This window comes from Clostridium ljungdahlii (genome assembly GCF_001636845.1).
Lineage (GTDB): Bacteria > Bacillota > Clostridia > Clostridiales > Clostridiaceae > Clostridium_B > Clostridium_B ljungdahlii_A.
On record NZ_LITT01000005.1, the window covers coordinates 95,455 to 121,840 of the forward strand.

At 32.4% G+C, this 26,386-nt stretch carries 22 protein-coding genes; 3 read left to right on the forward strand and 19 right to left on the reverse strand.

What is annotated here, in order from left to right; all coding sequences use genetic code 11:
* Nucleotides 1-67: 67 nt before the first annotated feature.
* The 16 genes from selB to WY13_RS03055 all read right to left on the reverse strand — a co-directional run bounded on the left by selB (nucleotide 68) and on the right by WY13_RS03055 (nucleotide 19,566).
* On the reverse strand, nucleotides 68-1,975 hold the full coding sequence (gene selB, locus WY13_RS02970; RefSeq protein WP_063554250.1) for a selenocysteine-specific translation elongation factor: 1,908 nt from the start codon (nucleotides 1,973-1,975) through the stop codon (nucleotides 68-70).
* Between the two features lie 19 nt (nucleotides 1,976-1,994).
* On the reverse strand, nucleotides 1,995-3,380 hold the full coding sequence (gene selA / locus WY13_RS02975; protein WP_063554216.1) for an L-seryl-tRNA(Sec) selenium transferase: 1,386 nt from the start codon (nucleotides 3,378-3,380) through the stop codon (nucleotides 1,995-1,997).
* A gap of 95 nt (nucleotides 3,381-3,475) precedes the next feature.
* Entirely contained in the window at nucleotides 3,476-5,530 is a 2,055-nt protein-coding gene (locus WY13_RS02980) for a methyl-accepting chemotaxis protein (RefSeq protein ID WP_063554217.1), read from the reverse strand.
* A gap of 31 nt (nucleotides 5,531-5,561) precedes the next feature.
* Nucleotides 5,562-6,596 carry a selenide, water dikinase SelD gene (gene selD, locus WY13_RS02985; protein WP_082848357.1) on the reverse strand — a complete coding sequence of 345 codons (1,035 nt, stop codon included), beginning with the start codon at nucleotides 6,594-6,596 and terminating at the stop codon, nucleotides 5,562-5,564.
* A gap of 176 nt (nucleotides 6,597-6,772) precedes the next feature.
* Nucleotides 6,773-7,927 (reverse strand): aminotransferase class V-fold PLP-dependent enzyme, encoded by a 1,155-nt coding sequence (locus WY13_RS02990; protein WP_063554219.1) that lies wholly within the window; start codon nucleotides 7,925-7,927, stop codon nucleotides 6,773-6,775.
* Nucleotides 7,928-8,022: 95 nt separating this feature from the next.
* Nucleotides 8,023-8,913, reverse strand: a complete 891-nt coding sequence (locus tag WY13_RS02995) for a selenium metabolism-associated LysR family transcriptional regulator (protein ID WP_063554220.1) — start codon at nucleotides 8,911-8,913, stop codon at nucleotides 8,023-8,025.
* Between the two features lie 207 nt (nucleotides 8,914-9,120).
* Entirely contained in the window at nucleotides 9,121-9,711 is a 591-nt protein-coding gene (locus tag WY13_RS03000; protein WP_063554221.1) for a DUF3841 domain-containing protein, read from the reverse strand.
* Nucleotides 9,687-10,247 carry a DUF3841 domain-containing protein gene (locus WY13_RS03005; protein WP_063554222.1) on the reverse strand — a complete coding sequence of 187 codons (561 nt, stop codon included), beginning with the start codon at nucleotides 10,245-10,247 and terminating at the stop codon, nucleotides 9,687-9,689. The genes WY13_RS03000 and WY13_RS03005 overlap by 25 nt, the downstream gene beginning before the upstream one ends.
* A gap of 320 nt (nucleotides 10,248-10,567) precedes the next feature.
* Nucleotides 10,568-11,722 carry a glycine/sarcosine/betaine reductase complex component C subunit alpha gene (grdD, locus tag WY13_RS03010; protein ID WP_063554223.1) on the reverse strand — a complete coding sequence of 385 codons (1,155 nt, stop codon included), beginning with the start codon at nucleotides 11,720-11,722 and terminating at the stop codon, nucleotides 10,568-10,570.
* A gap of 84 nt (nucleotides 11,723-11,806) precedes the next feature.
* A complete protein-coding gene (gene grdC, locus WY13_RS03015) occupies nucleotides 11,807-13,342 on the reverse strand; it encodes a glycine/sarcosine/betaine reductase complex component C subunit beta (RefSeq protein WP_063554224.1) in 1,536 nt (511 codons plus the stop codon).
* Between the two features lie 92 nt (nucleotides 13,343-13,434).
* Nucleotides 13,435-13,911, reverse strand: a complete 477-nt coding sequence (gene grdA, locus WY13_RS03020; protein WP_082848358.1) for a glycine/sarcosine/betaine reductase complex selenoprotein A — start codon at nucleotides 13,909-13,911, stop codon at nucleotides 13,435-13,437.
* A 21-nt stretch (nucleotides 13,912-13,932) separates the two neighbouring features.
* Nucleotides 13,933-14,256, reverse strand: coding sequence for a thioredoxin TrxA (gene trxA, locus WY13_RS03030; protein WP_063554227.1), 324 nt, complete (start codon nucleotides 14,254-14,256; stop codon nucleotides 13,933-13,935).
* A 14-nt stretch (nucleotides 14,257-14,270) separates the two neighbouring features.
* Nucleotides 14,271-15,218, reverse strand: coding sequence for a thioredoxin-disulfide reductase (gene trxB, locus WY13_RS03035; RefSeq protein ID WP_063554228.1), 948 nt, complete (start codon nucleotides 15,216-15,218; stop codon nucleotides 14,271-14,273).
* Nucleotides 15,219-15,312: 94 nt separating this feature from the next.
* Complete coding sequence (locus WY13_RS03040) at nucleotides 15,313-16,803, reverse strand: glycine betaine uptake BCCT transporter (RefSeq protein WP_063554229.1); 1,491 nt, start codon at nucleotides 16,801-16,803, stop codon at nucleotides 15,313-15,315.
* Nucleotides 16,804-16,912: 109 nt separating this feature from the next.
* The gene (gene grdH, locus WY13_RS03050; protein WP_082848359.1) at nucleotides 16,913-18,226 is read right to left on the reverse strand and encodes a betaine reductase selenoprotein B; all 1,314 of its coding nucleotides are present in this window, start codon (nucleotides 18,224-18,226) and stop codon (nucleotides 16,913-16,915) included.
* 14 nt (nucleotides 18,227-18,240) lie between these two features.
* Entirely contained in the window at nucleotides 18,241-19,566 is a 1,326-nt protein-coding gene (locus tag WY13_RS03055) for a glycine/sarcosine/betaine reductase component B subunit (RefSeq protein WP_063554231.1), read from the reverse strand.
* Nucleotides 19,567-20,154: 588 nt separating this feature from the next.
* Here WY13_RS03055 and WY13_RS03060 point away from each other — a divergent pair.
* Nucleotides 20,155-20,808: a TetR/AcrR family transcriptional regulator gene (locus WY13_RS03060; RefSeq protein ID WP_063554232.1), complete on the forward strand. Its 654-nt coding sequence runs from the start codon at nucleotides 20,155-20,157 to the stop codon at nucleotides 20,806-20,808.
* A gap of 170 nt (nucleotides 20,809-20,978) precedes the next feature.
* Nucleotides 20,979-21,425: a permease gene (locus WY13_RS03065; protein ID WP_242866310.1), complete on the forward strand. Its 447-nt coding sequence runs from the start codon at nucleotides 20,979-20,981 to the stop codon at nucleotides 21,423-21,425.
* 944 nt (nucleotides 21,426-22,369) lie between these two features.
* On the opposite strand, the gene WY13_RS20310 is transcribed toward WY13_RS03065, so the two are convergent.
* The 3 genes from WY13_RS20310 to WY13_RS03085 all read right to left on the reverse strand — a co-directional run bounded on the left by WY13_RS20310 (nucleotide 22,370) and on the right by WY13_RS03085 (nucleotide 24,345).
* Nucleotides 22,370-22,807 carry a spore germination protein gene (locus WY13_RS20310; protein ID WP_082848360.1) on the reverse strand — a complete coding sequence of 146 codons (438 nt, stop codon included), beginning with the start codon at nucleotides 22,805-22,807 and terminating at the stop codon, nucleotides 22,370-22,372.
* A 115-nt stretch (nucleotides 22,808-22,922) separates the two neighbouring features.
* On the reverse strand, nucleotides 22,923-23,726 hold the full coding sequence (locus tag WY13_RS03080) for a lipid II flippase Amj family protein (protein WP_063554235.1): 804 nt from the start codon (nucleotides 23,724-23,726) through the stop codon (nucleotides 22,923-22,925).
* Nucleotides 23,727-23,883: 157 nt separating this feature from the next.
* On the reverse strand, nucleotides 23,884-24,345 hold the full coding sequence (locus WY13_RS03085) for a GNAT family N-acetyltransferase (protein ID WP_063554236.1): 462 nt from the start codon (nucleotides 24,343-24,345) through the stop codon (nucleotides 23,884-23,886).
* A gap of 387 nt (nucleotides 24,346-24,732) precedes the next feature.
* Between WY13_RS03085 and WY13_RS03090 the strand changes: the two genes are divergently transcribed.
* Entirely contained in the window at nucleotides 24,733-26,172 is a 1,440-nt protein-coding gene (locus WY13_RS03090; protein WP_063554237.1) for a DDE-type integrase/transposase/recombinase, read from the forward strand.
* Nucleotides 26,173-26,386: the final 214 nt, after the last annotated feature.

The following is a 26,386-nucleotide window of genomic DNA, read 5'->3' on the forward strand; positions in this document are numbered from 1 at the left end:
ATGATACAATTATAATATAATTAATCTGTTTACTAAACCAAAGTAGCTTTTTTATAATTCTTTAGTATTAATAAAGCACTCTCTTATCTTCTAGCCTTTTAGTTAACTTTATACTGTCAAAATGTCCTGCAAGTGCCTCAGCATATTTTCTGCTTGTATTCAACTCATCTCTTAGTTCTGCTAAAGTCATACTTCCATTATTAGTTATAATATTTATAACTAATTCTTTAACTTTCCTGTAATCTTCTAACAAAAAGAAACAATCCTCTGATACTTTTACTAAAATACCTTCATCCACTATAGAATCAAATACCATTCTAAAGTTTTTAGTATCCTTCTCTTTTGTCTCAAGTTCATTATATTTGGGAGGTGAAAATTTACTAGCTTTGAAAGATTTTATAATGTGTTCTCTTATTAATTTTTGCTCTTTAGTATAAATTATACTAAATTCCGGAAGTGAAATAAAATTGCCATGTATAACTAATAGTTTTTCACTTACTAGCAAATCCATCATCTGACCATAGGTTTTCTGATTCAGTGATTTCCCAAACACTTTATTTTTTATTTCTTCTTTAGATATCCCCCATTTAAGTGGGTTTTCCTTATGGTATTTACCAAGTATATTAACTATTTCAGCTATTTTTTTATTAATAAAATAGCTATGAACGTAAATTGCTTTATCTCCTCTGTCAAATTTCACTATTTTATTTTCACTTATTAGTTTTCCTAGCTTTTCCTCAATATTTTCCTCATTTTTCCCTAATGATTTTAATATGTCTGTGATCCTTGGATATTCCTTACTTAAATTTTTAATAGTATTTTCTAATATACTTTCAGTTTTTCCACTTTCCTTTATCTTTAACTCTTCAATATATTCTTGATCGAATCGTTTTGCTTTTTTAGCAAGTGGCTCAATTATAGATCCACCTCCTATAGTATTCATAGGTGAGTAGCTTCGTATTACATATCTATCATTTCTTTGAGCAGTTAGAGGTTTTTCTAACCTTAGTTGCACATGTGCTTCTTCTCCTGGCTCCACCTGATCTTTATTTAATATAACAACTCTACATATGATCTCACTTGTTCCATGATAAAGCCTTACTCTCTGCCTATTTTCTAAGGGTTTTAATGCACTTTTTAAATAATATAATTTACAATCAACCATTAAGGATGGTTCCATTAAATTTTCAACAGATATTACATCTCCTCTTTTAATATCACTTACCTTTACATTTGCTATATTTATAGCGCATCTCTGTCCGGCTTCAGCAACCTTTACAGGCTGATCATGCACTTGAATTCCTCTTACTTTAGATACAAGCTTTGTTGGGTAAACTTCTATTATTTCACCTTCCTTAATGGATCCACTTATAACTGTTCCTGTCACTATTGTTCCAAATCCACTTATCGTAAATACCCTGTCTACCGGAAGCCTAAAATGCCCTCGTATATCTTTAGCTTCTGATTCTTCTGCAAATTTGTCTATATCTCCTATCAAAGCATCTAATCCAATACCAGTCTTAGAAGATACTGAATGAATTGGAGCATTTCCTAAAAAAGTCCCCTTAAATTCATTTTTTATATCTTCCTTTACCATTGATAACCATTCTTCATCTACTAAATCTGACTTTGTAATGACAACAATACCTCTTTTAACGTCCAATAATTGAAGAATTTCAAAATGTTCTCTTGTTTGGGGCATTATTCCTTCATCTGCAGCTATTACTAAAATAACTATATCTATGCCGCTTATTCCTGCTAACATATTTTTAATAAACTTTTCATGCCCTGGCACGTCTATAATTCCTGCTCTTTTACCCGATGGCAGATCAAAGAAAGTAAATCCAAGGTTTATGGATATTCCTCTTTCTTTTTCCTCTCTGAGAGTATCTGTTTCTCTACCAGTTAAGGCTTTTATAAGAGTGGTCTTTCCGTGGTCTATATGTCCTGCTGTTCCAATTATAATATGTTTCATATACATTACTACCTCTTTTTTAATCTAAAAAAATAAAAGCATTTACTATTATATCAAAATCTTTATCAAAAATAGTTCTTACATCTAATATAACCTCATTATTTGAAATTCTAATTATTATAGGAGTTTTATTTTCTCTTAATTTTTTTTCTAATTCTTGCGGAGAAAACTTATCACTTTCTACCTTTATAATATATGTATCTATTTTTTCCGTAGGCATTGAACCTCCACCTACTATTGAATAATCTTCTTCTAACTCAAATTTAAAGTTTTTAATTTTGCTTTGAAGTTTCTTTTTAAGTCTTTGTGCTCTTTTTTTATGATCACTTTTTTGGCTTAGTATCATATGCAGCGTAGGTATATTTTCTACAGCCTCTTTTTCATCTAAATAATACTTAAGTGTTCCCTCTAATGCAGCAAGTGTCATTTTATCTATTCTCAATGCTCTCGTAAGTTGATTTTTTTTCATTTTATCTATATATACTTTTTTACCTATAACTATTCCTGCCTGCGGTCCCCCAAGCATCTTATCTCCACTAAAAGTGACTACATCTACACCTTTTTTAATACTTTCCTGAACTGTAGGTTCATGTGTAAATCCATATTTTGAAAAATCTATTAATGTGCCGCTTCCTATATCTTCAACTACAGGCATTTTATTCTCATACCCTAGCTTAACTAGTTCTTCTAAAGATACATCCTCTGTAAATCCTAGAATTTTAAAATTAGATGTATGTACTTTTAGTAAAACACCTGTATTTTCATTTATATTATTGTCATAATCATATAAATGGGTTCTATTTGTTGTCCCAACTTCTACAAGCCTTGCTCCACTAAAACTCATAACATCTGGCACTCTAAAAGAACCTCCTATTTCAACTAACTGCCCTCGAGATACAATTGCTTCTTTATCCTTACACAAAGTATTCAACACCAGCATAACTGCAGCTGCATTATTATTTACAACCATAGCAGCTTCTGCTCCTGTCACCTTCTTAATGAGTTCTTCAACATGGCTATACCTTGAACCCCTTTGTCCTTTTTTCAAATCATATTCCAGGTTATTATAGTTATCAGCCACATTTACAACATTCTCTAAAGCCTTTTTAGCTAATAGTGATCTCCCTAGATTAGTATGTATAATAACTCCTGCAGCATTTATAACTTTTTTAAATTTTGAACCCTTCTTTTCTTCTAAAAGTTCTAAAAAGCTTTTTAATATATTCTCTTTTGAATATTCATCTATACTGCCGCTTAATATAAGCTCTCTATAGTTATCTATAGTCTCTCTTAATGTCTCAACAACAATCTTTCTCATTGTAAAATTTAGTTCATTGTTTACTATATTTTCTTTTAGAAGTTCATCTATCTTTGGTAGATCTCTTAACAGTTGATTCTTTTCCACTTTATCTTCACCTTCTAAACTATTCTAAAATTATATCTCCACCATCATAGACATTAAAAAGCCTAAGGAAAAAACTTTCTCAAGCTTTTTAATATCTATACTTTAAATCTTTTTATGTCATCCTTGAGTTTTTCTGCACTTTCTTTTGACTTAATAACTACTTCCATGACTTCATTAGATTTGATATTCGCATCTGAAACTTTATTAGCTATACTGGTAGTACTAACTGCTCCTTCATTAGCGGCTTTAGTAACACCATCAATAATAGCTATTACATTCTTTACTGATTCAGAAAGCTGCTGGGAAGCATAACTAAACTCATTAATAAGCTCATCAACAAATTTTGCGTCTTCATTATATTTATATGACACCTCAAGCATAGTTTTATAATCGTTATATACATCTGTAGACATAAAGTTCAATAGACTATTGGAATTAACAGAAAGGTTATCTACTGAAGCCGTAACCTTTGAAGTTACATCCTGAATCTTGAGTACTGTTTCCTTCGACTTTTCTGCTAACTTTCTTATTTCATCAGCAACCACAGAGAAACCTTTTCCTAAATCACCTGCTCTAGCTGCTTCAATTGCCGCATTTAATGCCAATAAATTGGTTTGTTCTGCTATTTGCATAATGGATTCAGAAAAGATATTGATTTGCTGAACAATCTTTGAATCCTTAAGTGCTTCTTCGAGTTGTCTCTTTGTATTTACAAAAATTTCATCAGCCTTTCTTTGAGAATTGTTTACATTAATTTTGATATCTTCTGCTCTTCTGCTTATTTGTGTAGCTACTTCTATATCTTTCTTGGATACTTTTTCTATACTCTGTACTGCTCTTTCAATATTTTGAGAAGTTGCATACATTTCTTCTGAGGATGCAGCTGTTTCCTCCATATTTGCGGCTAATTCTTCTGTTGTGGCTGATATATCAGTTAAATCTTCATATAATATATTGATATTTTTAGTTGAGCCATTTACTTCATTCTCTATACTCAAGGACTCATCTATTATGCTGCCTATCAAATCCCTCAACGAATTTTTCATATCATTGATACTATTTGTAATTATGCCAATCTCATCTTTTCTTGCTAAGTACTTAGCTTCAATATTTTGCGTAAAATCCCCTTTTGCAATTGCTTCTAAGTGTTGGGACGATTTCTTTATGGGAGTTGTTATAATTTTTGAGACAAATGTAATTAATACAAACGTTATAAGGAGAATTACAATGGAGATTATCAATATATTTTTTTCTATATTTCTAGCACCTGACGACAACTCATTATCTGACATAAAGGATGCTAGAACCCAATCCGTTCCATTAACTTTATGGGGATTTACCATATATTTAACTCCATTAATATTTACCTCAAAGATTTTACTATCTTTTGCAATTATATTATTTAAACCACCTATTTTTAAGTCACTAAGTTTCTTAAAATTATTTTGAGGCTTACTACCATCTGCTAGAATGACTCCTGTATTATGAACTATCATGAAAAAGCCTGTTTTACCAATCTTCATATTACTTAACATGTTGCTGATAACAGATTGCTGAACATCGATACCTATTACCCCTAGTAATTTTCCATTTGCATCATTAAATGATCGTACGTTACTAGTAATCAGTGTATTAGTCATGCTATCCTTGTAAGGTGCTGTTCTAACTATTGAACCATTACCACTTATCCCCGTTTTAAACCAACTCTTTGTTGAAGTATTATAATTTGCTGGTATCTCGGTTTCAGGCCACTGGAGATAGGAGCCCGTTCCTGTTCCGAAATAAACGTACATAGTGCCAGGATGACTATCACCATAACGTTTGAAAAGTTCATAAATCTGCTGTTCCCTTCCTCCGTTTTTTGATGGTGTCATTTGCATTTTGGGATTGTTATTATAAGCCGTTATAGTATTATCAGCTTCCATTACTAGAGGATCTGCGGCCATCATATTTATATCTTTATCAATTTGACTATAAAAATTTTTAATTGCATTATCCACTAAATTCATTTGCTCATTGGAGTTATTAATATAATCATTTCTAGTTTGTATGTTTACTTGATTACTAACTGTTTCTCCTATAGAAAGCAATATAATAAAAACAATGGCAATAGATATAACTAAAAATTGTGTATGAATGCTTCTAAACATTTTAATTCCCCCACACGTATTTCCATCCTCTTTACTCCACTATGATATAACCTTCTTCTTGCTTAGTTACTACCTCGCCAATAATCGATGACGGTAATTCCAATTTTGAAAGTTCCTCTATTATTTTAGAACTTTCCTCTTTTGAACAAGTTACTAAAAGCCCACCCGAGGTTTGAGGATCAAATAATATATCTTTCATCCATTCTGGAGTATCTCTAAACTCAAATTTACCTTCTATATGTTTTCTGTTATTATAAGCTCCTGCTGGTACAAGTCCTATTTCTGCATACTCTTTTGCCTCTTTTATATAAGGTATTTTATCCTTATATAATTTAAAAGTGACACCTGAAGCTTCTGCCATTTCATATCCATGCCCCATAAGTCCAAAACCCGTTATATCTGTGCAAGCTGAAATATTATAATTTGCAATTATTTCACTTGCATATTTATTTAAGGTAGCCATAACCTTTACAGCTTCATCGTAAGCTTTCTTTGATGCCATTCCACCTTTTATAGAAGTATTTATTATTCCAGTTCCTAATGGCTTTGTTATAATAACATCCTCTCCTACTTTCGATCCAAAATTTTTAAGAATTTTATTTGGATGGACTATTCCCATTACAGATAATCCATATTTTGGCTCATCATCCTCTACAGTATGACCTCCAATAACTACTGCTCCTGCTTCAATTACCTTATCTGCTCCTCCCCTTAATATTTCTCCTAAAACGTCTATAGATAAACAATTTGGAAAACACACTATATTTAAAGCTACTGTCGGTTTTCCACCCATTGCATATACATCGCTTATAGAATTTGCTGCAGCAATTTGTCCAAAAGTATAAGGATCATCGACTACTGGAGTAAAAAAATCTAATGTTTGTATAGCTGCCATTTCATCATTTATCTTATAGACAGCCGCATCATCGGAGGTTTCTATTCCTACTATTAAATTTTTATCTTCCATTTTAGGTAACTTGCCTAATATTTTTGACAGGGTCTCCGGCCCTATTTTCGCTGCTCATCCTGAAGTTTTACTTAGCTCTGTAAGTCTTTTTTGAGCCACATTGACACCTCCTACTAAAATTTCACACTTAATATCCAATTTATTTTTCCTTTTTCACATGTAAATTATTGTCAAAAACTAAAAATACACCTTTAGAATCAATCAACAGTAAATGTGGGCTTTTCAACAAGCTACCACCATGAAAATTTTAAGATTTGAAATCTCTGACATCTTTTTTAAACAGAGCCTAATATTAAGTTTAGTGCATATAAAGTGTAGTCAATATCTTTTTTATCGTTAAATGGCCCTAAACTAAATCTTAAAGTTCCTTCAGAAAGAGTTTTTATAGTTTTATGAGCTAAAGGTGCACAATGTAATCCTGCTCTAGCCATTATTCCGTAGTCTCTATCCAAAATAAATCCTAATTCGGCATTATTAATTTTAGTTGAATTTATAGAAATAGTAGGAGTTCTTAAAGATGCATCTTTAGCACCATAGACTTTAATAGAAGGTATATTTAAAAGTCCATCAATAAAATGTTGGCAAAGCTGTTGTTCTTTTTCTTGGATTGATAAAATTCCTTCTTTAGTTATATAATTAATTCCTGCAAGTAATCCAGCTATACCAGGTGCGTTTAATGTTCCACTTTCAAATTTATCAGGAAGAAAGTCAGGTTGAGTTATACTTTTTGATAGGCTTCCTGTACCACCTTCAATAAAAGGTGAAGCTTCTTTATTTAAATCATCGTCAATTAAAAAGCCGCCTGTTCCTTGAGGACCTAAAAGAGACTTATGTCCTGTAAAAGCTAATGCATTGCAGCCTATTTCAGAAAAATCTACAGGTATAGCACCAGCACTCTGAGCAGAATCTACTATAAAATAAATACCTTTTTCCTGACAGATTTTGCCCACTTCTTTTAAAGGTTGAATGCTACCTATTATATTAGAAGCATGAGTTAAAACTACTAGTTTAGTGTTAAACTTAATAGCTTTTTTAAAATCTTCAATATTGAGAATTCCACTTTCTGGGCATTCAATTATATCTAGATCAATGTGTTTAGTTTCTTTCAGATTAGAAAGTGGCCTTAAAATTGAATTATGCTCCATAGATGAAGTAATAATATGCCATCCTTCTTTTATGACACTTTTTAATAATATGTTAAGGGATTCAGTTATATTTGATGTAAAAATTACATTTTCAAGTTTGTTAAAATTAAAAAGCTTCATTAAAGCTTCTCTACAGCTAAATATAATTCTGTCTCCTTCTAAAACATTAGCATATCCACCTCTGCCTGGATTCGCACCTATATTTTTCATGTAATTAAAAACAGAATAGTAAACATCTTCTGGTTTTGGATAACTAGTTGCAGAGTTATCTAAATAAACTTTCACATTTACACCTCCCTAATTTGTTTAATGGTCTTATGTATGACAATTACTACATATGAAAGACAACATTACATCTTAACATATAATGGCAATATTTATTAGAACTTATAACACCTCTTACATAGGTTAAAAAAAGCATTTGCAGCAGGAGTAAGAGTTCTCTTAGAGCTAACAATTAAATAAATATATCTTTTAAGAGAAATATTTTTTATATAACTTTCTTTTATAAATCCTAATGATATATAATCCTTAAATGTATTTTTTGAAACTATGGATACCCCAAGACCATTTTTTACAAACTTATAAAGTGCATCCAGATTGTTCACTTCAAAATACACATCTATATTTGAAAGATCTATTCCTTGTTTTTTTAGAATATCTTCAAAGGCTTTACGAGTTGCAGATCCTCGTTCTCTTAATATAAACTTATATTTAAGTAGAAAGTCTATATCTATGATATAAGGAAAATTAAAATCTGACGGAGATATTACAACTAAATCGTCTTCCATAATACTATAAGTCTTAATCTTTTCATCATTAACAAATTTACCTACAAAGCCTATTTCACAATTAAATTTTATAATATCTTTAATTATTTTATCAGAGCTTTCTTCTACAACATCAAATGAAACATCAGGGTATTGCTGGTGAAAATCTTTTATTAAAGAAGGCAATATATTATTACAAGGGGCAGTACTTGCTGATACTCTAAGCTTTCCACTAACTGTTCCATTAAACTTTGCAAGATTATAGATAGCTTTATCACGGGAATTTAATATATCTATAGCATATTTTAGAAATGACTCCCCTGCAGGTGTTAGAAATACTTCTCTAGATGTTCTATTAAATAATTGTACCTTTAATTCTTTTTCCAAACTAGCTATATGAGCACTTATAGCAGGTTGTGATAAAAAAATTGAGTCCGCAGCCTTAGAAAAGCTTTTAAACTTTGCTACATTAATAAATGCTTCTATTTGATTAAACTCCATTAAAATGTCCTCCTGATTACATGATTATTTATCAATTTTTGTCCTTTTACACAATATAGGATTTTATTGTACACTTCATTAATCCTTGCTGTATAATACTTTAAACAAATATTTTCTTAGTCCTTTATTTGATTCTTTAGCTTACTCTGCTTAAAGATTAGCAAATTAGGATTATTTGTCTCAATATTAATCTTTACAATTTATTTATTAAAAGGAATACTTAATATCAATAATCCACTCTTTTTTAAGCTTCCATAAGCCTGCTTGTAAACTTTTTTCCTTCATAGCTCCAGACTTTATTAGCTGATGATATTTGAATAAATTATCCCAGCTTTTTTTCACTTCTGATTTCAAATTTGGATAAAAAGGCTTGGTAACTATATCTGACTCAATTGAAATATTAAACTTTGCCAACATATTCTTGTGCATTATTTCATCCTTTTCATCAGCAGCTAAATATTTTAGATTTAAAATCTTATTCCAATCTTCAGCTTTAAAAAAAATGCCTTCTTCAACAGGCACTTCCAAAGAAAGCAGGTAATTTCCCGGATACCACCCCGCATAATCTATTTTAGTATATGTCCAAAATGGATATTCAGCATTTTCAGGTTTTTTTACAATATTCTGTGCTTTACTTATATACCAATTGTATGCCTCCAAAAATATGCTTGAAATCTCCTGATACTTTTTCACAATGAATTCTCTTTTTACATAGCATACCTTATGTTCCATTAACACTTTAATAACCTCTGGACTTTGGGAAGTATACAGTATTATCTTATTACTTTTTGAACCCATTCCTTTTTCACCTCCCAAATTGTACCCTGCTTTAAATTTGACAATGAATAGGAATCGTCAAATAATCTGTTCCAACTTTTAATTATTTCACTTTTAAGATGAGGATAAAAACCGCTCATATATGCATTTGAATAATTTGATATTCCATAATTATTAAGTTTTTTATCGTATTCTTCTTCATCTTCCTTACTTAATGGAACATACCATAAATTAACTACTCTATCCCATTTTTCTGAATCCATTACAATAACCAAGTCCTTATCTACTAAAAGCTCTAATATAACGGTGCCAGGAGTCCGTTGAAGCATAAAATCAGGAGTTATTGAAACCCATACAGGATATTTTACGTCGTCAGGTATTGGGACTATTTCACTTGCTTTCATAGTGTACCAAGAATACACTTCAAAATAATATTTTGCACAGTTTTCCAGTTTGTTTTCTATATATTCTCTTTTTACAATATATCTTTGTTCATCTTCTAAAATATCAAGAATACTCTTATCCTGCCTAGTCCATATTTTTATTTTTTCTTTCATAAAAATCACCTTATTCCTAATTTATATTAGGAGATTTTCTATAAGCTTCCTAGCCCTTCTTACTGAACCTATGACAACATAGATTGTCCCAATATATAGATAATCTCACCAGACACTTAACTTATGTATAGGGATATATTAACATTCTAGAAGAAATATTTAAATACCTTTGGCATAAGTTTCAACTCAGTATTTTATAAAGTCTTAGTATATTTTATATGTTTCAAGTATAAGTTTATCAATACTTCTTAGACTTTTAAAATACTGAGCTTTAGACTTATGAAAAGTATTTATTCTATCCACTGTGTTTGTGTATAATACTATTTAAATCCATTTTTTATAAGTACATTAACAGCGTTTTCGCTTTCATCTTCACTTACCAAAACTATTGGGCCAGTGCAGCCCATTCCACTTTCTGAATATATATTTTCCTTCCAAAGTGACTTACACGCATTTTCAAGCTCAAGAATGTCAATTCCAGGAATTCCATATGTTACTACCTTTTTAGGTGGTATCTTAACTTCTTCTTCTGCAGACGCTGGCTTATCTTTTTGAAGTATTTTTTCTGTTATTTCTTTTAATCCTGAAGCACAGGCACTTTTATATTCATCTTTAGCAATCTGTATTAAATTATTCCTTACAGAAATAGCACAATATTCTAAAGCTTCACAAATTAATGGAGCTCCAGATGCTCTTGATACTATATTAATTACCTTATCATAGCCTTCTCCTACACCTGGACCATATCCATATCCAGTAGTTTCATAGTTTCCACCTGTTGTAAATGATGCAAATATCTTTACAAGCAAGTTACCTGTTAAGGAATCACAAACCATAACATCAGGTGTTCCAGCCAGCAGATCATTTCCTCTCATGACTGAACCCCCATCAGCTCTTAAGGATTCACTAAAAGTAAACTTATATCCTCTGCTTTGCAGTTCTTTAAGTGCTCTCTCAACACCTCTAGCTCCATCTACATTTAATATACCAACCTTAGGATCCTCAATACCACAGGCTTTTGCAACAGATATTCCATTTATAGTATTTTTAATCATTCCCTCTACTCTATGGGTAGATGTTGTTCCTGTAGTTGTGGCAATTATCATTTCTTTTCCTAGCCCTGGAGTACTAACTTTTCCAACTGTTGAAACCCCTATAGGAAAGTCAAAATGCTGAGTAACACATCCATCTATTACTTTATTATCTAATAATTCTACCATTTTTTTGTGACCTTCTTCAGCATCGGCAACTTCAACTATCTCAAAATCTCCCTCAACTTTAGGTCCTATTAAAACTATATCAAAATCACCATATTTGCTCTTGGCAAGTGTTACAGCTTTAATCATCTCGTCCACACCATGTTCCGAACCAAATGTGGTCAATCCAATTTTAACTCTTTTTTTGAAGCTTCCACTTATTATTCCATCAGCTATTTCATTAAATACTTCTGAAATTACTTTTTTAGTTTGATCCACGTTGTTCCCTCCTTTTTACTAGTATCTATTTCCTAATCTCTAATATTTAAAGATCTTCTGCCCTATGGCAAAAATGGATACTTATCATTCTGCCATCATTTGAGCAGCAAATTCCTTAAGTTCTTCAGCTATCATGTTCTTAACTTCTTCTTTTGAAACTGCATTAGTATCATCTACAATACCAGAATTCTTTTCTACTAATATTGATATTCCATCAAACAAGTTAGTCATTCTTCCTAAAAATAAACTTCCTTTTCCTATCAACATAAAGTTATTTAAACTTCCTGACATTATATGCTCAATACCATGACCAATTATAGGAACACCTGATGGTATATGTCCTTGTGTTGGTGCATATCCTGGATATCCATGTTCTTTTACGAAATTTGGTAGTTCTTTTCTATCTAGCTGACCATTTTTTACTGCAAGAGCTCCTATCATCTTGTAATTTTGAGTTGGAACATCTCCTGCTCCTGCAGGTTCAGTTAAGTCTGGAGTCTGCAGTTCTGGTGCAAATTTATCAACATCAGTAATCTTTAATCCATTTTCAGTTAATGGATCTAAAACTAATGCTTCCAATACTGCCTGTGGTGCAGCACCATGAGATATACTATGCCTTCCAATAACATCTGTTCTTATCACAGGACTTACACCATCATTTTCTGATATCAGTACTGCAAAACCTCCCAGACAATCTTCTAAAACTGGTAATCCCTTTTTAACATGATCTCTACCATTCATTCCAAGCTTAGCAGTGGAACCACCGGCAAACACAATGACATTCTTATAAACTCCTGCTTTAACTAATGCAGCTGCATTAACTATTGAATGTGAAGGTCCAGCACAAAAACCTCTCATGTCTATACCAGTAGCACCTTTGATTCCTGCAATTTCACCACAAGCTTTGGCTATATTTCCACCGCCTCTCTGATTCATGTCTCCAATAGCTTCTTCTGAACATTCAATCATATATTCTACTTCATTTACATCTATTCCTGAATTTTCAACCAAATGCATTAGAGCAAGAACTCCTGATGCTTTAACTGATAAATTTTCAACCATTATATGTGAAGCTAAATTTTTATCAAATTCATGTGCCCTTTTTACGCATCCTACAAGTTTATCATTTAAATATAAACCTTCAGCTACATGATCTTCTACCAATTTCTCTATATCAGCTAGACAAACACCTTCCTTTAATTCATCTGCTTTCTTACTTAAAATCGGACGTGCCTTAAACTTTTCTCTAACTGTTTCAGTAAAGTCCTTTTCTAATAGGACAAGATCAAATACGTCACTTACCTTAATCAGTCCATAGAATTCATCTTCAGGCATTATTTCTCCAAACTTACCAAACCTTGATGCACCATCAATTTTTTCATCATACCAAGGTCTTTTTCTTTCACTTAATTCTTCTGGAGTCATGTTTCCTATATAAGTTTGATTTGGTGCATAACCAACTACATCCTCAAATGATCTTAAGTGATTCGGCATTTCTTTTAAATACTCTGACTCTGGATTCGTTTCTCTTTCTAATGTTTGAGTAGTACCATTATGTATTGTCATATCCGGTGCATTTACTAATACATAGGCAGCATTTTTGATTACTGGAAAACTCATTAAAAACCCTCCTTAATAATTTCAATTAATATATGCTGGAAAATAGCATACATTTCTGCATGCCATTTTCTAGTTATTAAATGTTATATGGACTATTTATTATATTTTGAATAACTATCTCTAACAGTTTTTACTTCGCTAATAATTTCATCTACATCAAGAACCATTTCCATCATTCCACATTGTTGATCATAAACAGCTGGATCGAATTCTGCTTTAACTTCAGGTTCTACTGCATGATATACACCAAGTCCTAATGCTATTCCAGCAAGAGGTCCTGCAAATGTTGGATCTCCAGCACATACTGTTTCTGCTGAAAGTCCTGATGCTTCTGCTTCTGCTCCTCCTAAAATTACAATTACATTTTCTGCGCCATATTTTTCAGTTAAATCTTTTACTCTTTGTTGGATCTCCAGATCCATAGCTCCAGCGGCTGTTCAAACAAAACATTCTGTTGAAACAAATATTGTTTCTGCTTTAGCACTTTTAACACATTCTTCTATAGCTGGACCTGGAATTCCATCTCTATCTCCTATTGCAATTACTTTTTTTCCTTCTAATAAACTCATATCTTTTCCTCCCTAATTATGCTAAATATTTATATTTTTTTTGATCATTGCCTCAATATTTTCTTTAGTAGCATCGTCCTTTACAACTTCTTCAATCTTTTCTCCATCTTTATAGAGAACAATTGTTGGAAGACCAAGTACTCTCTGAGAAATAGCCAATCTTCTAGCTTTTGTAGTATTCAGTTTACAAAACTTCACCTGATTACCATACTGCTTTGATAGCTCCTCTACATCAGGCATTAATGCCTTACAAGGTACACAACCGTCTCCAAAATAATCTACAAGTACATAACCCTTAGTTTCCAAGACTTCATCCTTAAATGTATTTTTATCCAAAATTACCATTTTAACTCCTCCTTCTACTCTTCAAAATTATTTTCTATATATTTTCCAGCTTGCACAGCTGCTATTGCTCCATCTGCTGCAGCTGTAACTACCTGTCTCAATGGCTTTTCCCTAATATCTCCTGCTGCGAATACTCCAGAAATATTAGTTTCCATTTTATCATTTGTTATAATATAACCTGCCTTATTCATTGTAATTTTATCTTTAAATAGACCATTTATAGGTAAATAACCTACAAAGACAAATACTCCAAATGTTCCATCCTCTTCATCAGCGAAATATTCATTTATTTCTCCAGTTTTTGTATCTTTAAATACAGCAGATTCAAGCAGCCCATCACCTTTTAATTCTGTTATTACTTTATTCCACATTATTTCAACTTTAGGGTTTTTAAAGGCCTTTTCCTGTATGGATTTTGCTGCTCTAAGTTCATCTCTTCTATGAACTATAGTAACCTTTCTAGCAAACTTCGTCAGATAAAGAGCTTCTTCAATAGCTGCATCACCTCCTCCTACTACAAAAACTTCCAGACCTTCAAAAAATTCTGCATCACAGGTTGCACAGTAAGACACGCCTTTACCAATTAACTGATTTTCTCCAGGACAACCAATATGCCTTGGAGTAGCTCCAGTTGCAATGATTACAGCTTTAGCCTGATATTCTTCTTTAATGCCTTTGAGCCTTTTTATTTTCCCAGTAAAATCTACTTCTTTTATTTCATCTTTTTTTCTTTCTGCTCCAAAGCTCTCAACCTGCTCTTCCATCCTAGCAATTAAGCTGGGACCTGTAGCCTCTTTTATTGACCCTGGATAGTTAGCGACTTCATCTGTAATTACAATCTGTCCACCTGCCTTGCTTCTTTCTAGTAGCAAAGTTTTCATCTTAGCCCTTGCTGAATATAAGGCTGCAGAAAGTCCGGCAGGACCAGAACCTATTATAATAACATCATAAATATTATTCATATTGCACCTTCTTTCTTAATGTTCAATAATATTTACTTACTACTTATATAAATTTACTTTTAGTTGACCATTTTTATATACTACTATTTATTCTTTAAACTTTCTCTTCACGAAGAGCCTTGTATATGCTGTAGCACATGACAAGCATAATCAGCATAAACGGAAAAGCAGCAGCAATAGAAGCCGTCTGAAGTGTCTTTATCGCAGCAGTGCCTCCTACTAAAACAAGCATTATTGTGACAGCTCCTTGGGCAATTCCCCAAAAACCACACAGTTTTTTACTTGGATTTAGGTCTCCTCCAGATGTAAACATGCTCAGTACATAGGTAGCTGAATTAGCAGCTCCCGCAAAGGAAGCAATGATCAGTATAATCGCAAGCGGCGCAGTGATAACATAAAGTGGTAGATGCTGCAGCGTTGCAAATAAAGATGTGGAAATATCGGCTTTAACAGCTGCCTGAATTGCACCATGTGACAATGCATCTAGATTAAATGCCGCTCCACCATAGATTGCAATCCATATAAGACAGAAACCTGCAGGCAGGAAGACTGACGCTAGTATAAATTCACGAATAGTACGACCTCTGGAAACACGTGCTATAAACTGACCTACAAACGCTGCCCATGCAATATACCAAGCTCTGTAGAATACCGGCCAGGCTTTAGTCCATTCAATATTACCCATCCACAAACTCTGTCCCATAAAGTTTTGAATATAATCACCAAACGTATGAGTGAAAGTATTTAGTATAAATACCATTCCGCCAAACAGAAAGATAAATACCATAAATCCAATTGAAAGCCATACCTTCACATCAGCAACAGCCTGCATTGCCTTATGTAGTCCAGATACAGTGGCCATTGTAAATATAACTGTCATGATTGCGATAATAATAGCAGTAATACCAGGCGTCGCTTTAATTCCCCACATATATTGTATCCCTGTGGCAATCTGGCCAGCTCCTAGTCCCAAGCTGGTTGCTACTCCAAATATCGTAGCAAATACCGCTATTATATCAATTGTTTTACCGATAGGTCCATGAATACGATCACCAAGTATTGGATAAAAAGCCGAGCTGATTAAGCATGGAAGACCTTTTCGATACTGGAAATATGCCAGAGCTAAACCGCAAACCGCATAAATAATCCATACATGAAAGCCAAAATCATTAAATGTAATTCGCATAGCATCATGCATAGCTTGCGGAGTTCCCGGTTGTCCCACAGGCGGTAACATATAATGAGTCATTGGTTCAGCAATAGCCCAAAAAACCATTCCTATGCCCATTCCCCCTCCAAATAGCATAGTAAACCACTGGAAAGTTGTAAATTCTGGTTTTTCATCATCCAACCCAAGCTTGATATTACCATAGCGACTGAGAGCAATAACAAATATAACTATTGTAAAGATAAATACCGACATAAGATACAGCCAACCAAAATTCGTAGTTAAAAATGATAACACACCATTGGCTGCCTTAGCCATTTGAGAAGGCAGGATTATACTAAATGCTACAAATACCAGAGCTATACCTGCAGAAACATACAGAACAGAACGATCTTTTGACTTTTGTTCATCTGACATAATTAATTTTCCTCCCTCACAAAATCAATCTAAATAGGTCTCATTCATTTTAACAAGACCTATTTAGTTACATGAAACTCCTTCTCCTTTCGTGGAGTGAGTAGGTGATTTAGATTTTTACTTTAAAAACAGTTTGTTCTTGAATATCAGTTGCAAGGGCATCTAAAGCTACACCAACTCTATGATATCTTAATTTCCATTGCTGCTCTTTAGAATCTGCAGGATTTCCAAGTGGATATGGAATGGAAATGGTTGGTACTATTCTATTTGAACCTACTGTTGTTGCTACAGGAATTAAATTACACATTTGAACAACCGGGAAACCAGCTCTTTCAATTTCTTTTACCATCGTTGCACCGCAACGTGTACAAGTTCCTCAGGTGGAAGTTAATATAACTCCATCTACTTTATCTCCTTTTAAATACTCTACAATTTCTTTGGCCATTCTGGCTGCTTCACCTTGAGTTGTACCGGTTCCTACAGTTGAATAAAAATAGTCATGAATTTTTCCTATTTTGCCTTCTTTTTCATATGCTCTTAAAGCATCTAAAGGAACTATGACATTAGGATCAGCATTTGCTGCAGCTGGATCAAAACCTGCATGTATTGTTTTAAATACTCCTGATTCCAATCTATCCATCTTGGAGTAATCATATCTGCCCCATCTTGTTGCAGATGCAGATTGGATTCTGTCAGGATTATCCACTGGAACTATTCCTCCCGAAGTTACTAATGCTATATTAGTTTTACTTAGGTCTTTTATAGCAGGAGCTATAGCTACTGTATCCTTTTTAGGAATAGGAAGTTCAGTTTCAAATTCCTCATCATTAAGTTTTTTAATGAGCATTTTTACAACTCTTTTAGCTGCAGGTTCTTTTGATTCAAGCCATATCTGATGTCTTTTTCCTCTTCCGTAATAACCTTCTGCATCTGCCCATAAAAGCTCTTCTCCACTTAATATCTTGTTTCCAAAATCAGCCATGGCTTTCATGTCTTTTCTCATTCTTCCTGCATTATTTCCGCCTTTGAAAATGTATACATCTTTTTTAAACATCTCAACTCCAGGATTTTCAATGTGCATAGATGATATTACTGGTACATTAAATTTTTCTTTTACTGCTTTACATATAACTCCGCAGGCATTTCCATATCTACCTGCTTGAAATGCAGGTCCTGCAAAGAATATATCAAATTCTTTTCCTTCAAGGAAACCTAATATTCTGCTTACTGCTTCCTTTTCATTAGAACCCATAAAGTTATCGCCGCATATTATAGTGTGTGTAACTTCAGCATCTTTAAGAAGTGCATTTAATGCTAAAGCTGGTCCAACTTGTCCCTCTCTAATTTCAGGTTCAAAATCAGCTTTTTCTTCTCCTCCTATTTGTCCAAAGAACTGATTTATATATAAAATTGCTTTTTTCATATTAGTCCACCTCCCTAAAACTCTTTCATTGTCTTTGGTGACCATCCACAAATTTGATCTCCACAGAACATAGCATTGTTTTCCATAATTATTGAACCATCTTTTCTTACAGAAGGTCCAAGTATTTCATCATTTGCCCAACCACCGGAGCATCCATCTCTACCAAGTGATTCAAGTTCACCAATTACTGTTTCCATAGGAGGAAGCTCTATAAGTTCTGAAACATTTCCGGTAGAAACTATAGCATCAGCTTTTTCATCAAGAGCAACTAGTGGCTGTGATTCTCCATCTCTACCTGTACATTCATTAGTAATTCCTACAGTTTTAACTCCTGCATTTTCTAGCGCCACAATACATGCAATAAAATCAGCATCAGGATTACCATAACCTTCTTCAGAAACTATAGCTCCATCTGCTCCCAAGGACTTTGCCATTTGAGCTACAAACAACGCTGCACGGTTTTTCTGATCCAAAGCAACATTTAAGTTTGACATTATAATACCTAGGAAATTTATTGTTTTTCCATGCTCTGCATACAACTCTTTAATAGTAGGATTATTTTGAAAATCATAAGTTGCCCATTTTGATGAAACTGGCATAAAACTTCCAGAAATCATTGCACCATCTAAAACTTCATTTGGATGCATAAATGTAGGAACCATGTGATTTGTATCCCACCCATAAACAAGATCATTGTATCCCATCTCTTCCATCTGTGATTGAGGTTGCATAACAAATACAACACCTGGAAGTTTTTGAACATCTTCAGATCTTTTTGTAACAGGAGCCAATTCAAAAGTTTCAATATCCTCAGGCTCTAAATCCTTTACACAACTTCCTATATATTCAGCCAGTTTATGTCCTGCCCATCTCAAAGCTTTATTTTTCTTCTGTTGTTCATTTTTCTCAAAATCTTCATCTGTATCTCCAACAAGGACAATATTTTTTAGTTGTGAAAAGTAAGTATACTTTGCTCCTTCACCACTCATATCTATTAATCCATCCTGAAATCCACCCCAATGCTTGCCAACTACAAGCAAGCTGCAGTCCTTAAGTGCATGTGTACGACCATTTCCAACTGGAGCTACATCTCCAGTTACTCCTGGAAACAGTGTGGTTCCATCAACCTTAACTCTACATTCAATAGCTTCCTTTACAGGAACAAGACGAACTTTGTCTCCAGGCTTTACGATTAAAAGATCTGCCTCAGTAATATGTTCATCTTCCAATACATAATCTAGAGCTTCTTTTTTGTTAATTGTTAAAATGCCCTCTTTATAGTTTGTTGTTTCACCAAAAACAACATCTTTAACATGAAAGTTTCCAATTTCAAGTTTCATTAATTATACCTCCTTTTATAAATTAATCTATCCTTATCAAACATTATTCTCAGTTTACATAATACAATAGCGCTATTTGTTTTAATCTTAGCACCATCATGATTATGTTTCAATCATAATTACAATATAACCGCGATTGAATTTTCTGATAGATCTTATTTGTTATTTTTATAGCAGTTTTTGTACTCAATAAAAACGTTAAATATTGGCAAAAAAGCTGTGAATCACACACAAAAACGTCCCATTTATTCCAATTTTCTTGTTGACAACAAGCCTCTATCCCTTAGAAACCCAATGGATACCCAAATGCCAATAAATGCAGTAAATAAGGCATTTAGGTCACTATAATATCTAATGGCCCACTCATTATAAACAAGTTTTCTCAGCATAAACGTCACATTTTGAAATGTAATAAATTGTAATATTTTAGAAGGCCAATCACATGCCTTGATGAAATTAGTTTATTGTGTGCTCTAGCATTTTATGGTATAATAGATACTTGTAAAATCGCAATTAAAAATTGATCATGATTAATTTTTAATCTAACTGCTTAAGTAAAAACTAATATTTTAAACATTGGAGATAAATATGATTAAGAAGACAATTAAGAAACATAGAAATATGAGCTATTTTATTGATGCTGCTTCTAAAATTATGGATGAAGAAGGAGTACGATCCATAACAATAAGAAAAGTAGCTGATATGGCAGGATATAACAGTGCTACCTTATACAACTACTTTGAAAATTTGGATGAACTTATTCTTTATGCTTCTATAAGACATTTAAAAGAATATACTTTTAGTCTTTCTCAATATATTAACACTCTTCATAATAACATTGATAAGTATTATGAAATTTGGAAATATTTTTGCAAGTATTCTTTTTCAAATCCAGAGATATATAATAATATTTTTTTTGTGAAGCACAGCAATTCTATCTCAAATATTATTGAAGAATACTACTCAATTTTTCCTGAGGAATTGGGTGATCATTCCGAGAATTTACTTCCTATGCTTTTAAAGAGCAATTTATATGAGAGAAACCTAGCTCTTCTAAAAATACTAGCAGATGATGGATATTTAAAACCAGAATGCCTAAATGATCTTAATGAAATGACCATACTATTGTATCAAGGTATGCTTACTAAAATATTGAATGGTGAGCAAACCTCTAGTGTTGAAGAGTGCTCAGAAACAATGTTAAGGTATGTTAAACAAATAACTACTTCTTTTAAAAATTAATTTAATGGATCATCTGGCAATAAAAAGAACGTCCACGAGTTTGTGTAAACTAAAATATGAATATGATAAAAATTATTTGGAAGTTACTATATAATTGTGATCTGAATTTTAAGTACAATGAAATGTTTTATATAAAAGAGTAAATGCCATAGGGTATCTGCTCTTTTATTTTGTCATGTTTTAATATAGAACATATTTTCAAAACATTAAAAGAAGATGGAAATTTATTTAATCGTTGGTTAAAAGCTCTTTTTCAATTAATCGTAGATACTATTCCTGCTTATTTAATTGTAGTTGCAATATTAGGAACAGTAAGAGCATGGATATTCCCAGCTGTTACTCCGGCATGGGGAAATAGTATACTTGCTATAATTGGACTTTCAATTGCTGGTACTTTATTTGTTATTCCAACAGCAGGAGAAGTACCAATAATTCAAACACTAATGGCTTTTGGACTTGGAACAGGTCCTGCGGCAGCATTACTTATAACTTTACCATCAGTTAGTATTGTATCCTTATTATTGGTAAAGAGAGCTTTTTCAACTCGTGTACTTGTATTTGTAGGATGCTCTGTAGCAGTAATTGGCATCATAAGTGGGTTTATAGGTATGGCATAGTGTGAATTTTACCCAAATATCAATTAAATAATGAGTTTTAAAATTAGCAACTGATTATTTAATAAAACTATATTATACATACAGGGTTTAACATTTAAATTGTTTCAATGTTAAACCCTGTTTTTTATATGGAATGATATTATAAATGAGTATAATTATTATGTGAATCGCACACAAAACGTTCCATTTATTTGAATTTTTTATTGACAATAAGCCTCTAGTCATTAGAACCCAATGAATGTCCAAATTCCAATAAATAAACCATTTGGGACACTAGTATATCTAATAGCTCACTCATTATAAACAAGTTTTCTCAGCATAAACGTCATATTTTGGTATGTGACAAGTTGGGACATTTTCGAAAATCAATCACAAAAGTTTTCACTAAAAATAAGAAAAATGGCAATTCCTCTATGGTATAAAATATTTGACTATCACGAAAAATAAAATAAAAGCTTTGAGCATGTAAAAGGTTGTAAAGGAATTTAATAGAGTTCTATTAAGTGCTGAGAAATACAGATGTAATTTAGCAGTATGTAAAGTAGAAGAATCAGAAGATACATAGTATCTGGCAACTAATATGGATAGTAAAAAAGCTGATGGATAATAATATTGGAAACAGATTGTTCTAAAAATAAGAGAAGAAAAATTGTAGGAGCTACAAAAAATTACATGATTATTATATTTTATAAAAAGGAGTTGATACTATGAATATTTTGAAAGAACTTATTATTAGAAGTGTATTAGTTGTTGTATTAAATGATGCGATTATATTCTATATAATTGGTAAACGTTCTCAGAAAATAACATTGCCTATAGCAGTTGGAATTATAGTAGTCACATGTATTGCATTAGTAATTAATATTTGGTATTGCTTACATCGAAACGGAATAATATAAATAATGAGTACTTTCCAATTTTTAATGTTAATTATTGGAGTTAAGTCATATATAATAAAAAATATAATTATAAACAGATATAAAGCAAATAACATTATAGATTACATTATCAAAACACTTTAAATTTGAGGTTATAGTCTTACTTTGAAGAATTTCTTTTGCTGTGGCTCTATTTGAAATTATCATATACATTTCTTCTCTTATTTCAGACCCTATGTAGCATAAGTCAACTGCTGCCTCACCTAATACTAGTGCGCTCATTATGCTGAAAGCCTGCCCAATTTGATTTGGCATTCGCACTCCAGTTTTCCTGAGAATTTCAAAAGTTATTAAAAGTCCCACAGCTTCTACTGTAGTTGGAAAGGGTATACCCTGTCTTGCCGCAGATATGCTTGTAGTCAGTGGTGTAGGTATTGCCCATTGTCTTAAATAGAGTAAGATATACAGGTAACTTAATTTATGTTTTATTATTGGATTATTTATTGGGTAATTTCTTGATAAGCTCTAGTCGACTCTACCATTTACATCATCCATTAGTTTTTCAACTCAAATATAAGTAATTATATCGACCCTAATTAGGGTAATTTTTTCTAATCAACTAAATTAGCCTTGCTACAATTACTATCAGATGTGAAGCAGGCACTAATATTAATTGTGCTAATATACTTCCAATAATCAATCCACCAACAATAAAAATTATGCAGCGATTAAACTCCAATTCTGTACGTTCTCCTCTTATCACATCATCTGTCATCATAGATAAATATGGATCAATAAATATAGCCATGGATATTGTTGAAATACTGTTAATTACAGATGCTAAAGTACTACAGGTAGTTCTTAAATTAGGACTTAAGCATCCAGCATATAATGATGATAAAATACTTACACTAGATATAGAAAATGCAATAATGTTTAGTAAAATTACCTTTTTAGGAGTTTTTCTAAAGTTCCTTAATTCAGATAAATTTTCTCTTTTAGGAATTGAAATACTATTTTTAAACTGCTCAATTCCTGATTTTGAAAATGCATGAATCATCAATCTAGGTAAAGACCTGTAAACACTAAATGATATAACCAATTTATTAAACACTTTTATAAAAGTTGGCATTAAAATTGCACCAGCTATTGTGGCTAAAGTAATAGAAAAAACTATCCATCTAAAAATATACAGTAAATTACTAGAATGACCTGTATTTATTCCATTTTCAATAGTTTTTGCTAATAATGGAGCTTGAATAGTATTAGCTGTTCTTTGTATAAGTAAAAAAACATTAAATACAGCAAAAGATACTGCAATTCTACCAGTTCTTATTCCCACAATTCTAGTAGAATATGCTAATGTTCCTATAACATAAATAATAAAAGTCAGCATAAAAACTAAATATACTTGTATTGTCATTTTTCTTACCACCTTATTGCTTCATTAGTTTATATTTATTTAATAAATTTATATATGCAAATTATATCACATACTTACTAAGTTATAACAATCTATCCTTTGAAACAAATTCTTTCAATGCGTTAAATTTTCTGATGGGCACAACAATACATTCCACTCATTTTCTGTGTAAGATAAATTTCTGTTGTGGGTAGCCAAACTCATAACATAACTCATCTTCAGTAAAGCCAACCTTTTTATACAATGCACGAGGAGCAATCCCCTTCTCATCCCCTTCTCGAAAAGTCATAACAACTATATCACAATTGTTAGGTAATTGAGTCAGCATTAAATCTATCATTTTAGTTGCAATTCCATTTCTCCTATAGTTGGGATGAACAGCCATACAACAAAGCATACTACGTTTAACTGAAAATAATAATACTCCAACTACTTTTCCACGATTATTAGCACAAATTGCACTATTTCTGTTTATATTTTTGATAACGGTCTCTTGATAGTCCATAAGCAATTCTTCGGTTTCAAGCCCTGGAAAATTCCAACTTACTAGTCTAATAAGTTCCATCCAAGAATATAAATCATCAAGTGCAGCAAACTTTACGTTAATATCATTTATCATATTTCACCTCTCATATTAGAGCTGTTAGTGTAAAGTTTTTTACACTATTTTTTAAAAATATTCTTTATATATCAAGGGTTACAAAGTTTTTTTAAATAAAAAAACAATGGCCCCCTAATTTCATGTTATAATTGAATATCCAACCAAACAAAAATCACATGAAAGGGTGTCATTGTCTTGGATTCAATTATAACTTATTTATTCTTATATAATCAACATCTTTTGAAAGTAATTTCTCAATTACTTTTATTTATTGCTAAATANAAAATATTCTTTATATATCAAGGGTTACAAAGTTTTTTTAAATAAAAAAACAATGGCCCCCTAATTTCATGTTATAATTGAATATCCAACCAAACAAAAATCACATGAAAGGGTGTCATTGTCTTGGATTCAATTATAACTTATTTATTCTTATATAATCAACATCTTTTGAAAGTAATTTCTCAATTACTTTTATTTATTGCTAAATATATTCCTCTTAAGCAGTGGGCTTATGAGGATTCACATAGTCCTGAATATCAAAAATTCAAAGTGGACAAACTGCCTAAAATTATTCGTTTTGAAAAGGTAGATTATAAACTTCTTTTAGCGTATTACAAACATAAATACAATAAGCTAACTAAGCCCGTTCAAAGGCGTAACGGAAAGTCTATCCCTAAAAATATTAAGTGCCCAAGATGCGGTGCCCCTCACCATTATATCTACGATAACAACGGTAATAGAGGTCAGTTTCAGTGCAAGGTTTGCGGTCAAAATTTCAACGAAAGCAATTATGCTGCAAAACCTATAGTGTTTGTGTGTCCCTATTGCGGACAAACTCTTTCGCCAAAAAAAGATCGAAAGCATTTTCGCATACATAAATGTGTTAATCCAAAGTGCTCTTACTATCTCAGTAACCTTGCTAAACTGCCTAAAAACTTAAATGCTGCTGATAAACACAAGTACAAGCTTCACTACATCTATCGTGAATTCACAGTAGATTTTTTTAAGATGGACTTACATGGACTTCCTAAAAGTGCTATTAACTTTAAGTATAAGAAGTTCAATGCCTATATCATGGGATTATGCCTTACTTATCACGTAAATCTTAAGTTATCTACCAGGCAAACTGCCCATGCTTTATCAGAAGTACATGGCATAAAGATTTCACATACAATGATTGCTAATTATGCTATGACTGCTGCCGCAGTTATTAAACCTTTTACAGATACTTTTGACTATAAACCTTCTAAAATTCTTTCTGCTGATGAAACTTATATCAAGGTTAAAGGCATAAAACACTACGTTTGGATTGTCATGGATGCCTGTAAAAAGTCTATTCTTGGTTACCAGGTGTCTGATACTCGTGCTGTAGGACCTTGTATTCTAGCTATGCGTATGGCTTTTGAAAAGTTCAAAGAATTTCCTAATAAAGCCCTAAAGTTTATTGCAGATGGTTACAGCGCTTACCCTCTTGCCAGCCAGCAATGCAAACTCATGAATGGCTGGGATTTTGATGTTACTCAAGTTATTGGACTTACTAATGATGATGCTGTATCCACTGAATTCCGTCGGGTAAAGCAAATTGTAGAACGGCTTAACCGCACCTTCAAGTCTTCCTACCGTGTTACTGGTGGTTATGGAAGTGAAAATGGTGCTCTTTATGGCGTTTCTCTTTGGGTTGCCTATTATAATTTTCTACGACCCCATCCTTATAACTACTGGAATCCACTAAATGAGTTAGACATTTTAAGTCATGCAGACAACATGCCTGCCAAGTGGCAGCTTCTTATTTACCTTGGACAACAAACCATTCTAAATATGCAGGAAAATCCAGTGGCTTAACTACTATCTGTTTTTAGATTTTTGAGCTAGAGGTAAATACTTAGCCACCCTTCGGGCTTGCCCTTGATGGCGTTATAAATAAATGCTAAAATGCTGTGAACAAGACGGTGAACTCTATCTGTTTTTGAGTTTCTTCGCCGTCGGTTGCAATTTTAGAGCATTTATTTATCATGCAGTCAAGGGTGGCGGTTCTAACAATCAAACCTTATTTTAG